This window comes from Streptomyces sp. NPDC028331 (assembly GCF_055565775.1).
The window spans coordinates 51868-67630 of the sequence record NZ_JBVHTR010000029.1 but is presented as its reverse complement, the minus strand read 5'-3'; the positions used below and the strand labels follow the sequence as shown (position 1 = coordinate 67630).

Annotated in this window: 14 protein-coding genes; 7 read left to right on the top strand and 7 right to left on the bottom strand. The window is 71.2% G+C overall.

What is annotated here, in order from left to right; translation table 11 throughout:
* Positions 1-80: 80 nt before the first annotated feature.
* A complete protein-coding gene (locus ACZ4SW_RS32080) occupies positions 81-572 on the bottom strand; it encodes an inorganic diphosphatase (RefSeq protein WP_388574948.1) in 492 nt (163 codons plus the stop codon).
* Between the two features lie 79 nt (positions 573-651).
* Here ACZ4SW_RS32080 and dacB point away from each other — a divergent pair, with 79 nt between their 5' ends.
* The 6 genes from dacB to folE all read left to right on the top strand — a co-directional run bounded on the left by dacB (position 652) and on the right by folE (position 8580).
* Complete coding sequence (gene dacB, locus ACZ4SW_RS32075; RefSeq protein WP_468252444.1) at positions 652-2307, top strand: D-alanyl-D-alanine carboxypeptidase/D-alanyl-D-alanine endopeptidase; 1656 nt, start codon at positions 652-654, stop codon at positions 2305-2307.
* 107 nt (positions 2308-2414) lie between these two features.
* The gene (locus ACZ4SW_RS32070) at positions 2415-3548 is read left to right on the top strand and encodes a zinc-dependent metalloprotease (RefSeq protein ID WP_468252378.1); all 1134 of its coding nucleotides are present in this window, start codon (positions 2415-2417) and stop codon (positions 3546-3548) included.
* A gap of 202 nt (positions 3549-3750) precedes the next feature.
* A complete protein-coding gene (gene tilS, locus ACZ4SW_RS32065) occupies positions 3751-4797 on the top strand; it encodes a tRNA lysidine(34) synthetase TilS (RefSeq protein ID WP_468252377.1) in 1047 nt (348 codons plus the stop codon).
* 228 nt (positions 4798-5025) lie between these two features.
* The gene (gene hpt / locus ACZ4SW_RS32060) at positions 5026-5586 is read left to right on the top strand and encodes a hypoxanthine phosphoribosyltransferase (RefSeq protein WP_141315294.1); all 561 of its coding nucleotides are present in this window, start codon (positions 5026-5028) and stop codon (positions 5584-5586) included.
* Between the two features lie 230 nt (positions 5587-5816).
* A complete protein-coding gene (gene ftsH / locus ACZ4SW_RS32055) occupies positions 5817-7841 on the top strand; it encodes an ATP-dependent zinc metalloprotease FtsH (RefSeq protein WP_468252375.1) in 2025 nt (674 codons plus the stop codon).
* Between the two features lie 133 nt (positions 7842-7974).
* Positions 7975-8580 carry a GTP cyclohydrolase I FolE gene (gene folE, locus ACZ4SW_RS32050; protein ID WP_468252374.1) on the top strand — a complete coding sequence of 202 codons (606 nt, stop codon included), beginning with the start codon at positions 7975-7977 and terminating at the stop codon, positions 8578-8580.
* Positions 8581-8936: 356 nt separating this feature from the next.
* On the opposite strand, the gene ACZ4SW_RS32045 is transcribed toward folE, so the two are convergent.
* The 6 genes from ACZ4SW_RS32045 to ACZ4SW_RS32020 all read right to left on the bottom strand — a co-directional run bounded on the left by ACZ4SW_RS32045 (position 8937) and on the right by ACZ4SW_RS32020 (position 14117).
* A complete protein-coding gene (locus ACZ4SW_RS32045; RefSeq protein ID WP_468252372.1) occupies positions 8937-9425 on the bottom strand; it encodes a DUF3180 domain-containing protein in 489 nt (162 codons plus the stop codon).
* Between the two features lie 78 nt (positions 9426-9503).
* Positions 9504-10115, bottom strand: coding sequence for a 2-amino-4-hydroxy-6-hydroxymethyldihydropteridine diphosphokinase (folK, locus tag ACZ4SW_RS32040; protein WP_468252371.1), 612 nt, complete (start codon positions 10113-10115; stop codon positions 9504-9506).
* Positions 10112-10471 carry a dihydroneopterin aldolase gene (gene folB, locus ACZ4SW_RS32035; protein ID WP_468252369.1) on the bottom strand — a complete coding sequence of 120 codons (360 nt, stop codon included), beginning with the start codon at positions 10469-10471 and terminating at the stop codon, positions 10112-10114. Before folB ends, folK begins: the two co-directional genes overlap by 4 nt.
* Before the next feature lie 257 nt (positions 10472-10728).
* Positions 10729-11229 carry a nuclear transport factor 2 family protein gene (locus tag ACZ4SW_RS32030; protein WP_468252368.1) on the bottom strand — a complete coding sequence of 167 codons (501 nt, stop codon included), beginning with the start codon at positions 11227-11229 and terminating at the stop codon, positions 10729-10731.
* On the bottom strand, positions 11226-12113 hold the full coding sequence (folP, locus tag ACZ4SW_RS32025) for a dihydropteroate synthase (protein WP_468252366.1): 888 nt from the start codon (positions 12111-12113) through the stop codon (positions 11226-11228). The genes ACZ4SW_RS32030 and folP overlap by 4 nt, the downstream gene beginning before the upstream one ends.
* A gap of 165 nt (positions 12114-12278) precedes the next feature.
* On the bottom strand, positions 12279-14117 hold the full coding sequence (locus ACZ4SW_RS32020) for a phosphatidylglycerol lysyltransferase domain-containing protein (RefSeq protein WP_468252365.1): 1839 nt from the start codon (positions 14115-14117) through the stop codon (positions 12279-12281).
* A gap of 211 nt (positions 14118-14328) precedes the next feature.
* On the opposite strand from ACZ4SW_RS32020, the gene ACZ4SW_RS32015 reads away from it, so the two are divergent.
* Complete coding sequence (locus tag ACZ4SW_RS32015; RefSeq protein ID WP_468252363.1) at positions 14329-15459, top strand: alpha/beta hydrolase; 1131 nt, start codon at positions 14329-14331, stop codon at positions 15457-15459.
* Positions 15460-15763 lie beyond the last annotated feature (304 nt).

The window sequence follows — 15763 nt, the reverse complement described above, 5'->3', positions numbered from 1 at the left end:
GTGCGCCCCAGTATGCGCACGTACGCCGAGGGGCCGCGTCACCCGGAAGGGTCACGCGGCCCGCTGCAGGTCAGGAGGGGTCAGTGACCGCCGTGGTCCTTGAAGCGCTTGAGCGAACGCTCGATCTCGGCCTCGGCGTCCGCGCGGCCCACCCAGTCGGCGCCCTCGACGGACTTGCCGGGCTCCAGGTCCTTGTAGACCTCGAAGAAGTGCTGGATCTCCAGGCGGTCGAACTCGGAGACGTGGTGGATGTCCCGCAGGTGCTCCACCCGCGGGTCGGACGCCGGCACGCACAGCACCTTGTCGTCGCCGCCCGCCTCGTCCGTCATCCGGAACATGCCGATGGCGCGGCACTTGATCAGGCAGCCGGGGAAGGTCGGCTCCTCCAGGATGACCAGAGCGTCCAGCGGGTCGCCGTCCTCACCCAGGGTGTTCTCCACGAAGCCGTAGTCGGCCGGGTAGCTGGTCGAGGTGAAGAGTCGACGGTCGAGGCGGATACGACCGGTCTCGTGGTCCACCTCGTACTTGTTCCGCGAACCCTTCGGGATCTCGATCGTGACGTCGAACTCCACCGGTGGCTCCTCCATGATCAGCACATAGTTCTGGTGGTTAAGTGTCCCTCACGCAGGAGTGTGATCGCGAAAGGGGATGGTGGTCGTGCCGGAGCTGGGGCCTTGGCGGGCCGCCGGACCACGTCTCGTACGGGTCGCGAAGGCGGTGAAACCGCACCTCAGGCGGGTCGCCCGGACCGTGGAACCCCGTGCCCGGCGGATCACCGAAGCCGCGCGACCAGGTGTGACGCGAATCACGGGAATGGCCAAGCCGCACGTCGCGCGGGTCGCGCACGCCGTACGCCCGCCCTCCGGCAAGCTGACGACGCCGCAGTTGACGGCCGTCGCCGCCACCCTGGGCCTCGCGCTCGCGGCCGGGGCCGTGACCGCCGCCGGTCCCTGGGACTCCTCCGGTCAGCGTACGGCCGAGCGCGACCTGGCCGCAGCGTGGGACCGCGAGGGTGGCGCAGATCACGGGTCGGGGACTGCGGCGGACGCGCCCGCTCCCGCGCCGAGCGCCGCCTCCGTGCTCATCGCCCTCGGCGGCGTCACCACCAAGTCCGACCCCCTCGGCAGGCCTCTCGGCAAGCCTCTCGCCGGCGTGCTCGACCCGCTCCTGGGCGACCCCTCCCTCGGCACCCGGCGCAGCGCCGCGGTCGTCGACGTCACCACCGGCAAGCGCCTGTACGCCAAGGGTGTGGACGACGCCCTGACCCCCGCCTCCACCACGAAGATCGCCACCGCCGTCGCCGCGCTCTCCGCGGCGGGCGCCGACCACCGCTTCAGCACGCGCGCGGTGCTGGAGCCCGGCGGCGACCACCTGGTGCTGGTCGGCGGCGGGGACCCGACGCTGACGGCCCGCAAGCAGGCCGGAGGCTGGGCCAGCCTGCGCACCCTCGCCGACGAGACCGCCGCCGCCCTGAAGCGGCGCCACCTGGCCTCGGTGACCCTCTCCTACGACACCTCCCTGTTCACCGGCCCGGCCCTGCACCCCATCGGCGTCAACGACAACCTGGCCCCGGTCACCGCCCTGATGGCCGACGAGGGCCGCACGGACGACACCTCCAGCGGGCCGGCCCCGCGCGGCACGGACCCGGCGGCCGACGCGGCCCGCACGTTCGCCGGACTGCTCCGGGGCCACGGCATCAAGACCTCGGACCCCTCTCCGGCGCAGGCCACGGCGCGCGCCGAGGCGCTGGCCTCCGTGCAGTCGCCGCCCCTGTCCGCCGTCGTCGAGCGGATGCTCACCAACAGCGACAACGACATCGCCGAGGCCCTCGCCCGCCAGACCGCCCTCGCCACCGGCGGCCGGCCGAGCTTCGACGGGGGCGCGGCGGCGATCGCGGGCCGGTTGAAGAAGCTGGGCCTGCCGGTCGACGGCGCGCAGTTCCACGACGGCAGCGGCCTCGACCGCGACGACAAGCTGACCGCGGACCTGCTGACGGCCCTGCTGGCGACCGCCGCCTCCCCGGCGCACCCCGAACTGCGCGCCGTGCTCACGGGCCTGCCGGTCGCGGGGTTCACCGGCACCCTCAGCGACCGCTACACGGACGCCGCCGAGCGCTCGGGCGTCGGCCTCGTGCGCGCCAAGACGGGCTCGCTGACCGGGGTCAACACGCTCGCCGGGACGGTGGTCGACGCGGACGGCCACCTGTTGGCGTTCGCGTTCCTGACGGAGGGCTCGATGAACCAGACGACGGCGCGAGGGGCCCTGGACCACACGGCGGCGACCCTGGCCTCCTGCGGCTGCACCTGACCGCCGGCGTGCCGCGACCGCCGTGGGCGGCCGCGCCCCGGGCGGGCCCCGGCCCGCCCGGCCCTTCGACCCTGCCCCCAGCGGCAGCGCTCACGTACCGTTGACACATGACGAGCATCGGTGGTGCCGGATCTCCTGGGATGGTCGACTGGAATCTCGCGGTGGCGACCGCGACCCGGCTCGTGCGGCCGGGCCCCGAAGTGAGCCGCGACGAGGCCCGGGCCGTCGTCGCGGAGCTGCGCCGCCACGCGAAGGCCTCGGAGGAGCATGTCCGGGGCTTTACCCGTATGGGTGAAGAGGGCGTGCACGACACCCCCGTCCTGGTCGTCGACCGCCCCGGCTGGGTACGGGCGAACGTCGCCGGGTTCCGGGAGATCCTCAAGCCCCTCCTGGACAAGATGTCGCAGCGCCGCGGCAGCACGCCCGGCGGGGCCGTCCTCGGCGCCGTCGGCGGCAAGGTCACCGGCGTGGAAGTGGGGATGCTGCTGTCGTTCCTGTCCTCCCGGGTCCTCGGCCAGTACGAGACCTTCGCCCCGCCCACCCGCGAGCTGCCCGCGGGCGAGAACGGCGGCGGCCGCCTGCTGCTGGTCGCGCCGAACATCGTGCACGTCGAGCGCGAGCTCGACGTGGAACCGCACGACTTCCGCCTCTGGGTCTGTCTGCACGAGGAGACGCACCGCACGCAGTTCACGGCGGTGCCCTGGCTCCGCGACCACCTGGAGGGCGAGATCCAGTCGTTCCTGGGGGAGACCGACATCGACCCCATGACCGTCCTCGAGCGCATCAGGGAGGCCGTCCAGTCGCTCGCCGGGGGCCGCCCGGAGGGCGAGGAGGGCGACGACGGTCGCTCCCTCGTGGAGCTGGTGCAGACGCCCGCCCAGCGGGAGATCCTCGGCCGGCTCACCGCGGTGATGTCGCTCCTGGAGGGACACGCCGACTTCGTGATGGACGGCGTCGGGCCGCAGGTCGTCCCGAGCGTCTCCGAGATCCGCGAGAAGTTCCAGCAGCGCCGCGCCAAGGGCGCCTCCCGCCTGGACCTCGCGCTGCGCAAGCTGCTGGGTCTGGACGCCAAGCTCAGGCAGTACCGCGACGGTGAGCGGTTCGTGCGGGCGGTCGTCGAGCAGGTCGGCATGGACGGCTTCAACCGCGTGTGGACCTCGCCGAACACGCTGCCGACCAAGGCGGAGATCGCCAAACCGGCGGACTGGGTCGCACGGGTGCACCGCAGGGCGGAATCGTGAAGCCGGAGCGAGAGCCGTGAATCCGGAGTGAAGTAATCCGGCCCTCGGCAGGGGAACGCTCCGCCAATCACCCTTCCGAGGGACCGTGAGCCTGGGACAGGCGTGCAATGCTCGGGGAACGGCCCGTTTCTGTCACCATCTACACACTCTCAGTGACCGGCTTCGGGCTCACCCCGACACAACTTCATGAAGGGAACCGGACATGGGTCCCCATCCCGCGGTCGCGGCGATACGCCTGGCGGTCCGCCGCGTCCTCCACGACATCCTCACCGAACAGACCGCCGAGCGGCCGAGAGAGCATGCGACCACCGGCCGTCTGCCGCACGAGCGCCCGTCCGCGCCGCTCGTGCTCGTGGCGTGCTCAGGCGGCGCCGACTCCATGGCGCTCGCCTCCGCCCTCGCCTTCGAAGCGCCCAAGCTCGGCATCGCCGCCGGCGGCATCACCGTCGACCACGGCCTGCAGTCCGGCTCCGACATGCGCGCCGCCGAGGTCGTCCTGCGGCTGCGCGAACTGGGCCTCGACCCGGTCGAGTCCGTCGCCGTCACCGTCGGCCGTGACGGGGGACCGGAGGCCGCCGCCCGCGACGCGCGCTACGCCGCCCTGGACGCCGCCGCCGACCGCCTCGGCGCCACCGCGATCCTCCTCGGGCACACCCGCGACGACCAGGCCGAGACCGTCCTGCTGGGCCTCGCCCGCGGCTCCGGCATCCGCTCCCTGTCCGGGATGGCCGCGGTCTCGGGGGCCGGCGGCCGCTACCGCCGCCCCTTCCTCCACATCGACCGGCAGACCGCCCGCAAGGCCTGCATGGCCCAGTCCCTGCCCGTCTGGGACGACCCCCACAACACCGACCCCGCCTACACCCGCTCCCGGCTCCGCCACGAGGGCCTGCCCGCCCTGGAGAAGGCGCTCGGCAAGGGCGTCGTCGAAGCCCTCGCCCGCACGGCGCAGCTCTCCCGCGACGACGCCGACGCCCTCGACGCCTGGGCGGGCCAGGCGGAGGCCTCCGTGCGCGACGCCTCCGGCCTCCTGGAGTGCGCCAAGCTCTACGCCCTGCCCCCCGCCGTCCGCCGCCGCATCCTGCGCCGTGCCGCCATCGAGGCGGGCGCCCCGCCCGGCTCCCTCTTCGCCCGGCACATCGAGGAGGTCGACCGGCTGATCACCGGTTGGCGGGGCCAGGGAGCCATCAATCTCCCGGGCAAAGTCGTCGCCCAGCGGCAGGGTGGCAGACTGGTGATTCGGCAAGGCTGAGAACACGCCCCCTGCGGGAGGCGCCCGGCCGCCCCTCGGGGGCCGGTCAGCCACGCGAGCGGGCCAAGGGGCGCGCCGCTGTCGCGAGGGAGAGCGCGGGCACGCCGCGAGCGCTGTAGCCGCCATGCGGCTGCCGCCGCGCGGGTGACCGGCCGCGGTCCGCCCTCGGCGGCGGCACGGCGCCCCGGACGCGCGTGAGCAATCGAAGCGGCGGGACGACCGAAAGTGATGCGGGTGGACGCGAAAGACATGGGTGCCGACCTCAAGCAGGTGCTCATCACCAAGGAAGAGATCGACGCGAAGCTGGCCGAGCTGGCCGCGAAGATCGACGCGGAGTACGCGGGCAAGGACCTGTTGATCGTCGGCGTTCTCAAGGGCGCGGTGATGGTCATGGCCGACCTCGCCCGGGCGCTGTCCACCCCGCTCACCATGGACTGGATGGCCGTGTCCTCCTACGGCGCGGGAACGCAGTCCTCCGGAGTCGTGCGGATCCTGAAGGACCTGGACACCGACATCAAGGGCAAGCACGTCCTGATCGTCGAGGACATCATCGACTCCGGACTGACCCTGTCCTGGCTGATCTCCAACCTCGGCTCCCGCGAGCCCGCCTCCCTGAAGGTGTGCACGCTGCTGCGCAAGCCCGAGGCCGCCAAGGTCGCCATCGACGTCGAGTGGGTCGGATTCGACATTCCGAACGAATTTGTCGTGGGCTACGGCCTCGACTACGCGGAGAAGTACCGCAACCTACCGTTCGTGGGTACTCTCGCGCCCCACGTCTACGGCGGCTGACCCCTCCGTGGCCCGGCGCTTCCGGCCGTCCGCGCGGCGGCCGGAACCCGGATCCCGGTCTTTGTAAGACGTTCGGGAACCACAACGGGTTTCGCGCCGTTGGAGATGCGTGGGCGGTATTGCCGGTAGTCCCCTGAGGCTGAGGGCGGCGATCCTGGGGTACCGTCGGAAGAACTGTTTTTATCAAACTCACTATGGCAGGAGGGACGGGGCGGCACCGCTCCGTATGGATGGACGTGAAGCGATACTTCCGTGGGCCGGTCATGTGGATCGTGCTGGCCGTCCTTGCCGTGGTTGTGTTGATGCAGGTCGTCGGCTCTTCAGGCGGCTACAAAACGGTGGACACCGGCAAGGTCGTCCAGGCGATCGACAACAACCAGGTCGAGTCCGCCAAGCTGACCACCGGCGACGAGCAGGTCATCAAGGTCTCGCTCAAGGACGGCGCCAAGGTCGACGGCAGCGACAAGATCCAGGCGAGCTACATCGGCGACCAGGGCACGAGCCTGGCTCAGACGCTGCAGAACAAGTTCGAGAACAAGCAGATCCCGAAGGGCTACACGGTCTCGCCGTCCAAGCAGAACCCCTTCGTCGGCATTCTGCTCTCCCTGTTGCCCTTCGTCCTGATCGTGGTCGTCTTCCTGTTCCTGATGAACCAGATGCAGGGCGGCGGCTCCCGGGTGATGAACTTCGGCAAGTCGAAGGCGAAGCTCATCACCAAGGACACCCCGAAGACGACGTTCTCGGACGTCGCGGGTGCGGACGAGGCGGTCGAGGAACTCCAGGAGATCAAGGAGTTCCTGCAGGAGCCGGCCAAGTTCCAGGCCGTCGGCGCGAAGATCCCCAAGGGCGTGCTGCTCTACGGCCCGCCCGGTACCGGTAAGACGCTGCTGGCGCGTGCCGTCGCCGGCGAGGCGGGCGTCCCCTTCTACTCGATCTCGGGTTCCGACTTCGTCGAGATGTTCGTCGGTGTCGGTGCCTCCCGGGTCCGTGACCTGTTCGAGCAGGCCAAGGCGAACGCCCCGGCGATCGTCTTCGTCGACGAGATCGACGCGGTCGGCCGTCACCGCGGCGCCGGCCTCGGCGGCGGTCACGACGAGCGCGAGCAGACGCTGAACCAGCTCCTCGTCGAGATGGACGGCTTCGACGTCAAGGGCGGCGTGATCCTCATCGCGGCCACGAACCGCCCCGACATCCTCGACCCGGCCCTCCTGCGCCCCGGCCGCTTCGACCGTCAGATCGCGGTCGACCGCCCGGACATGCAGGGTCGTCTGGAGATCCTCAAGGTTCACCAGAAGGGCAAGCCGGTCGCCCCGGACGTCGACCTGTCGGCCGTCGCCCGCCGCACCCCCGGCATGACCGGTGCCGACCTGGCCAACGTCCTGAACGAGGCCGCTCTGCTGACGGCCCGCAGCGACAGGAAGCTGATCGACAACCGGATGCTGGACGAGGCGATCGACCGCGTGGTCGCCGGCCCGCAGAAGCGGACCCGGATCATGTCGGACAAGGAGAAGAAGATCACCGCGTACCACGAGGGCGGCCACGCCCTGGTCGCGGCGGCCTCGCCGAACTCCGACCCGGTCCACAAGATCACGATCCTGTCCCGCGGCCGCGCCCTCGGCTACACGATGGTCCTCCCGGACGAGGACAAGTACTCCACGACCCGCAACGAGATGCTGGACCAGCTTGCCTACATGCTGGGCGGCCGCGCGGCCGAGGAGCTCGTCTTCCACGACCCGACCACCGGTGCCGCGAACGACATCGAGAAGGCCACCAACCTGGCCCGCGCGATGGTCACGCAGTACGGCATGACCGAGCGCCTCGGTGCGATCAAGTTCGGCAGCGACGGCAGCGAGCCGTTCCTCGGCCGTGAGATGTCTCACCAGCGCGACTACTCGGAAGAGGTCGCCGCACTGGTGGACGAGGAAGTCAAGAAGCTCATCGAGACGGCGCACAACGAGGCCTGGGAGATCCTGGTCGAGAACCGCGACGTCCTGGACAACCTCGTGCTGGCCCTCCTGGAGAAGGAGACCCTGGGCAAGGAGGAGATCGCCGAGATCTTCGCGCCCGTGGTCAAGCGTCCGCCGCGGCCCGCCTGGACCGGCTCCTCGCGCCGCACGCCGTCCACCCGCCCGCCGGTGCTCTCCCCGAAGGAGCTCGCACTGACGAACGGGGCGAACGGCGCGACCCCCGCGATCGCGAACGCCACGGAGTCCGCCCAGACGGAGAAGTCTCCCGAGGACCGCCGCGAGAGCTGAACACGGGTCCCACCGGCCCCGGAATTCCGGCCGCGCCCCCCAGGGTTCTAGCCTGGGGGGCGCGGCCGTTTCACAAGGCCGCAGATGAGACGCGCGACCCGTGCGCGTCACAGGCGCAGGAACGAGGCACCACATGACCGACCCGGTGACGCTGGACGGCGAGAGCACGATCGGCGAGTTCGACGAGAAGCGTGCGGAGAACGCCGTACGGGAGCTGCTCATCGCGGTCGGGGAGGACCCGGACCGAGAGGGGCTGCGCGACACGCCGGCGAGGGTCGCGCGGGCGTACCGAGAGCTCCTGGCGGGGCTCAGGCAGGAGCCGGAGGACGTTCTGACGACGACGTTCGATCTGGGGCACGACGAGATGGTCCTGGTGAAGGACATCGAAATCGTGTCCTTGTGCGAACACCATCTTCTGCCGTTCCACGGCGTGGCCCATATCGGCTACATCCCGTCCGAGAGCGGAAAGATCACCGGGCTGTCGAAGCTGGCGCGTCTCGTCGAGGTGTTCGCACGTCGGCCGCAGGTGCAGGAACGACTCACCACGCAGATCGCCGACTCGCTCATGCGCATCCTCGAGGCGCGCGGCGCCATCGTGGTCATCGAGGCCGAGCACATGTGCATGTCCGTGCGCGGCATCCGCAAGCCGGGTGCCAAGACCACGACCTCGGCGGTGCGGGGACAGCTTCGGGACGCCACGACGCGCGCCGAGGCCATGAGCCTGATACTCGCGCGCTGACCCGACCGCAGAACCTTCCTCCCCGGTGGCCTCGGCGGGGCCCCGCCGTCCGCCGACCGCCTCAGCGGGCGTACGCCCCGTCTGCCCCGACCTGCCCCTCTCGACGCGCGGGCGTACGTGGCACTGGCGCGGCGCGCGCGGCGCGTCAGGACGGCGACCGGCCCTGAAAGCACCGGTCCGGCCGTCGGGCCACTGGACCGGCCGTCAGGGCACCGGAGGCCGTCGGGGCCGGAACCGGCAGGACACCGGACCGGGCCTCACGGCACCGGGCCGGGCCTCACGGCACCGGGCCGGGCCTCACGGCACCGGGCCGGGCCTCACGGCACCGGACCGGCCGTCAGGGCACTGGAGCGGGCTCAGGACACCTGTGCCGCGTCGTTGCCGTCGTGGTCGTCGTCCTCCGGGAGTTTGCAGACCCGCTCCAGGAACAGGGCGGCCGCTATGACCGCGATGCCCGCGAGGACCGAGAAGCCGGCGTAGATGGCCTGGTCGCGGCGGGAGGGCATGTCCAGGGAGCCCAGGAGGAAGACGCCCGCACCTCCGTACATGCCGGCGACCAGGGACGCGACCAGGGCGCTCGCCTGGCCGAAGACGACCGCACGGGCCGCCATCAGCGGGTCGACGCCCTTCGCGTCCTGGCGGCGCTCCCGCTGGGCCTTGAGGCGGGAGCGCAGAGAGAATGCCGTGGCCAGCAGGACCACGGCGATCAGGGCGAGGACGACGGGCGCGGCCAGCGGGACCTTGGGCAGCGTGCCCACGGCGTCCCACAGGCGGGCGCCCGCCCAGGACAGCACACCGGCCACCACGAACACCGCCACCAGCGTCCTGATGCGCAGCTCTCTCACGATGTCCCTTCGTCGGCCCGGCCGTCGGTCGCACCCGGGCGGTGATCCGGGAGGCCCCGGCCCGGTAGACCTTAACGACTACTCGGGCAGCCGGAGTTCCAGGTCGGCGCGCGGCGTGACCCCGTGGCGTGTGACGGTGTCGAGCAGGTGTGCCACCGGGCCGTGGCCGGGCACCTGGGCCTCGGGGTCCAGGTCGTGCCAGGGAGCCAGGACGAAGGCCCGCTCGTGGGCGCGCGGGTGGGGCAGTGTGAGCACCGGATCGTCGGAGACGACGTCCGCGTACGCCACGATGTCGACATCGAGGGTGCGCGCCCCCCAGCGCTCGTCGCGCACCCGGTGGAAGGCCTCCTCCACCGCGTGTGCCCGCTCCAGCAGTGAGGAGGGCGGCAGGGTGGTCTTCACGACGACCACCGCGTTGAAGTACGTCGGCTGGCTGCCCGGTGCCACCCCCCACGGCTCCGTCTCGTACACCGGGGAGACCGCCTTGACGCGGACGCCCGGGGTGTCCTCCAGGGCGTCGATGGCGCCCTGGAGGTTCTCCAGGCGGTTGCCCAGGTTCGAGCCTATGGAGATCACGGCGCGTTTGGGGTTCTGCAGGGTGGTGTCGGCGGCGTCCACTTGCTCCACCACGGACGCGGGCACCGGCTGGACGGTCGGGTCGCTGTGACCCCCGGCGAAGAAGGCGGTCATACTCGGCTCCGGGTGATGGTGACGGTCACGTCGTCGAAGGGGACCGTGATCGGGGCGTCCGGCTTGTGGACGCAGACCTCGACCTCCTGGACCGGGGCGTGCTTGAGGCAGGAGTGGGCGATGCGCTCCGCGAGCGTCTCGATGAGGTTCACGGGCTCCCCCTCGACCAGGGCGACGACCTCCTCCGCCACGATGCCGTAGTGCACCGTCTTGGACAGGTCGTCGTCGGCCGCGGCCGGCCGGGTGTCCACGCCCAGGACGAGATCGACGATGAAGGTCTGGCCCTCCTCGCGCTCCTTGGGGAACACGCCGTGGTGCCCGCGGGCCTTCAGGCCGCGCAGCGCGACACGATCCACGCGAATCACTCCTGCAATCGTCGGTGGCGGCCGGTGCTCGCCGGGTGCGCCCGGTACACCGGCCACGAACGAATCTACCTGCGGGCACTGACAGTGCCGGTCCACGGGGGCGCGCACCGACGGCACGCCCACGAGGGTTCATCGGGCGTTTCCCCTGGGGAACACGGTGGCTCACGGGTCGGTAGCCGCCCATACCCAGGAGTAGGTGATTCCAACCACTTCGGCCGCCTACCCGCTCGCGCGGCCCGTCCACCCCCTCAGACGGAGTCGTCCTCCTCGTCGTCACCGGTTTCGGTCAGTACGGGCGAGGCGTGGTGCGACCAGAGTTTCCAGCCGTCGGATGTGCGGCGGAACACGTTCGTGGCGACCACGAGCTGGCCGACGAGCGGGCCCGGCTCGTCGCCCCCGTCGGGGGAGGGGCCACCGCTGAGGATGTTCTCCGTGCAGGTCACGAGCGCGGTGTCGCCGGTGACGGAGACATGGACGTCGGTGAGAAAGAACTGGATGTAGTCGGTGTTGGCCATGATCAGCGCATACGACCTCAGGACCTCGCCGCGACCCGTCAGCACGGGCCAGCCGGGGTGGACGCAGGAGACCACGCCGACGTCGGCCGGGTCGTGGTACTCCTCGTCGACGCCCAGGTCGGAGGGTGCGAGCCAGAGCGAGGACAGCTCCTCGAAGTCGCCCCGCTCCATCGCCTCGTAGAAGGCCGTGTTGGCCTGTTCGACCTGTTCGACGTCGGTGTGGGCGGTGCTCACCGGGCTCCTTCGGGGTTTCCGGTCGTGCGTGCGCCCTCGAGGGCGCGGGCGACGCGTACGGCGTCCGCCGTGGCGCGCACCTCGTGCACGCGCACGGCCCACGCGCCGGCGTGCGCGGCGAGCGCGGAGACGGCGGCCGTGGCGGCGTCGCGCTCGCGCGCGGGCGGGGGTGCGCCCTCGGGGCCGGCCAGGACGCGGCCGAGGAACCGTTTGCGGGAGGCAGCCACCAGGAGGGGGTGGCCGAGGCCGAGCAGGCGGTCGAGGTGGGCGAGCAGGGTCAGGTCGTGCTCGGCGTCCTTGGAGAAGCCGAGACCGGGGTCCACGACGACGCGGTCGGGAGCGATGCCGCCCTCGAGGACGGCATCCACGCGCGCGTGCAGTTCGTCCACGACCTCGGCGACGACGTCCTCGTACACGCCCTTGACGTTGTCGCCGTGGAGGAAGCCGCGCCAGTGCATGACCACGAAGGGGGCGCCGGAGGCCGCGACGACCGGGATCATCGCGGGGTCGGCGAGGCCGCCGCTGACGTCGTTGACGAGGGCGGCACCGGCGGCGAGGGCCTGTTCGGCGACGGAGGCGCGCATGGTGTCCACGGAGACCGTGACGCCCTCCGAGGCGAGGCCGCGCACGACGGGGATGACCCGCCTCAGTTCCTCGGCCTCGTCGACCCGGGTGGCGCCCGGTCGGGTGGACTCCCCGCCGACGTCGACGAGGTCGGCACCCTCGGAGACGAGGTCGAGGCCGTGCTTGACGGCGACGGTGGTGTCGAACCAGCGGCCGCCGTCGGAGAAGGAGTCGGGGGTGACGTTGACGACCCCCATGACCGCACAGCGGTCCCACACCGGAAGACCGGCCACGCGGCCCCGCTCACTCTTCGTGCTCATACGTTCAGCGTAGGCCCCCGAGCCCGCCGCACCCGGCTCCCGGGGCACCTCCCGACCACGGCGGGTCGGCTCCGCCGGGCCCGGCGCGGTCGGTGGGGGTGGCCCGGTGAGGCCCCCGGCGGGGGGTTCGGGGCCTCGTCCGGGCCGGTCGGGGGGCCGGGCGGGTCAGGCTCGGCTGGCGGCCCGGACGCCGCGTTCCGCCACGCTGTGCGCGCACGGGCGCGGGGCCCGGGACGTGCGGCGCAGGAAGCGGGGCAGGGCCAGGTTCACGAAGCCCTCCGCCTGCATGACCGCGAAGCCGATGCGCGGGAGGTCGCGGGTGGAGGCGTACACCATGAAGCGGGGTTCCCAGCGCGGCTGGAACTTGGCGTTGAACTTGTACAGGGACTCGATCTGGAACCACCGGGAGAGGAAGACCAGCAGCCCCCGCCACGCCCGCAGCACCGGCCCCGCACCGATCTTCTCGCCGCGCGCGAGCGCCGAGCGGAACATCGCGAAGTTGAGCGAGACCCGTTCGATGCCGAACTTCGGGGCGGCCTGCAGCGCGGCCACGATCAGCAGTTCGTTCATGCCGGGGTCGGCCGAGCGGTCGCGGCGCATCAGGTCGAGGGAGGCCCCGTCCGCGCCCCAGGGGACGAAGTGCAGGATGGCCTTCAGATCGCCGTACGGCCCCGCCTCCGCGTCGGCCTTGTGGGCCGTCGCGATCAGGCAGTCACCGTCGGCCGGGTCCCCGACGCGGCCGAGCGCCATGGAGAAGCCGCGCTCGGTGTCCGTACCGCGCCAGTCCTCAGCCGCCCGCCGTATGCGCTCCAGTTCGCCCTCGCCGAGGTCACGGATGCGCCGTACCCGGGTCTCGTAACCGGCGCGTTCGATGCGCTTCACCATCTGGCGCACGTTCCGCATCGCGCGCCCGGAGAGGGAGAAATCCTTGACGTCCACCACCGCCTCGTCGCCCAACTCGAGGGCGTCCAGGCCGGTCTCGCGGGTCCACACCTCGCCGCCCGTCTCCGAGCAGCCCACGACCGCCGGCGTCCAGGAGTGCGCCTTGGCCTCGTCCATGAACCGCTCGATGGCGCCGGGCCAGGCCTCCACGTCGCCGATGGGGTCGCCGCTGGCCAGCATCACGCCCGACACGACGCGGTACGTCACCGCCGCCTTGCCGCTCGGCGAGAACACGACCGCCTTGTCGCGGCGGAGCGCGAAGTGGCCGAGGGAGTCACGGCGGCCGTGCTTCTCCAGCAGGGCGCGCAGCCGTGCCTCGTCCTCCTCGGTGAGCCGGGCGGCCGGGTGCTCGGGACGGAACGCCAGGTAGATGGTGGTGACCGCGGTGATCAGGCCGAGCGCGCCGAGCGAGAAGCCCACCGTCCAGGAGGTGTTGCCGGTGTAGTCGACCGGACCCTCGAAGCCGAACAGGCCGTACAGCACGTGCTCCAGCCGGTCGGACAGGCTCGGGTCGCCGACCATGCGGTGCGGGTGGACGCTGACGATCACCAGGCCCAGGCCCACGGAACCGGCGCCCATGAGGATGAAGTTGGCCAGTGCCCGCCAGCGGCTGCGCGGATCGGGCAGTGCGGCGAACTCGCCGCGGTGGCGCAGCAGCGGCACCAGCAGCGCCACCGCGATGAGCACGCCGATGAGCGAGTGCCGGTAGACGTACTCCGCCACGGCACCCGCCGGCAGGAGTAGTACGGCGGCGCGCCAGGCCCGGCGCTTGCGTCGCCGCAGCCCGTGCGCGAGGAGCAGCAGCAGGACACCGGCGCTCAGGGACAGGGCCGCGGCGAACGGCCCGAAGGAGCCGGGCAGGACCTCGGCCATGCGGTGCATACGGCTGTGCCGGAAGCGAGGGAACACGCCGCCGACGATGTCCAGGACGCCCACGAGGGTGCTGGCCCTGGCGATCAGCGTGGGGACGGCCTCCGGACGCGGGCCGCGGAGTATGCGGTGCACCACACGTGATCGCTCCGGAACCTCACCCGACTTTTCCCCATCTATCCTGACAGACATCGCATCCCGTAGTTCTGCGAGAGACCTTGAGCCCGGTGCCGATCGGGGCATCCGGCGACATTGCGCCCTCTAGGACGGTGTCTCGGGGAGAGAGGTTCACTCCCCAACACAAAGCCGGTTCAAAGCCGGAGGAAAGTCCGAGGCAAGGACTGGCGAAAGCCGTGGGGGCGGGCCCCGCGGCCGGACGGAAAGCGCAGGCAGGAAAGAGCCCATGGGTCTCACGAGCAACAAGGTGCTGGCGCTGGCGATCGTGTTCGCCGTGCTGCTGTTCGTCGGTACGGTGTGGTACTGGCCGCGGCTGGCGCGACGGAACTGGCGGGCCGTCAGCGGACGGATCGGTCTGCTGTTCGCCACGCAGGTGTCGATCTTCGCGTCCCTGGGACTCTTCGCCAACCAGTCCTTCGGCTTCTACGCAAGCTGGTCCGATCTGTTCGGCCAGGACACCGGGCAGGGCGTGGTCGTCGACAACGGTGCCGCCGGATCGAGCAGCGGTCCGCTCCAGGTGGTCGGCACGCAGACGGTGAACGTCTCGGGTGGGGCGAAGCCGCAGGTCGGCGGTCAGATCCAGAGGGTGAACATATTCGGGTCGAAGACGCATATCGCCACGCCCGCGTTCGTCTACCTGCCGCCGGAGTACTTCCAGCCGCAGTTCCGCACGCGGTCGTTCCCCGTGGCCGTCGTCCTCACGGGCTACCCCGGTACGGCCGCGGCGCTCATCAAGGGGCTGAAGTACCCGCAGACGGCGCACGACCTGGCCAAGAGCGGCAAGATGCAGCCGATGATCCTGGTGATGCTGCGGCCGACCGTGGCGCCGCCGCGGGACACGGAGTGCGTGGACGTCCCGGGCGGACCCCAGGTCGAGACGTTCTTCGCCAAGGACCTCCCGGGCGCGGTCCGCGCGCACTACAAGAGGGTGGGCGTGAGCCCCAACGGCTGGGGCGTCATCGGCGACTCCACGGGCGGCTACTGCGCGCTGAAGTTCGCGATGCACCACCCGGACGTCTATGCCGCCGCGGTGGGTCTGTCGCCGTACTTCAAGGCGCCGATCGACCCGACCACGGGCGATCTCTTCCACGGGAACAAGGACCTGGAGAACCGTGCCGACCTGATGTGGTACCTCAAGCACATGCCGGCGCCCAACACCTCACTGCTCGTCACCAGCAGCAAGCACGGCGAGTTCCACTACAAGGCCACGCTCAAGTTCATCCAGCAGGTGCGGGCCAACAAGGTGACCCGGATCTCCTCGCTCATCCTCGACAGCGGCGGCCACAACTTCAACACGTGGCTGCGGGAGATCCCGGGTTCGCTGCAGTGGCTCAGCGGGCACCTCAGCGACCGCTGAGCGGGTGAATGAGCAGTATCCCCAGAGGAATTCGCCGCAATCCGGCGGCGGCCGGCTCTCCGCCCCTTTCGGGAGGGGAGCCGGCGCCCGGGATCGGGCTCCCGGATCGCCGCGATGAATGATCTTGAAAACCTGTCCCGGAGGCTTCGGAAGGCGGCTGGAGAGGCCCGAACGGGCTGGCCGGGCGGCCGGCGCCGCCCTTCGGGCGCCGGTGGCGTATCCGCCCCCGAAGGGAATCTCCCGGATTCGGGAGGGCGTTGTTCCCATTCCGATGCCCGCGGGACGGCGGGAACGCTTCTCGGTG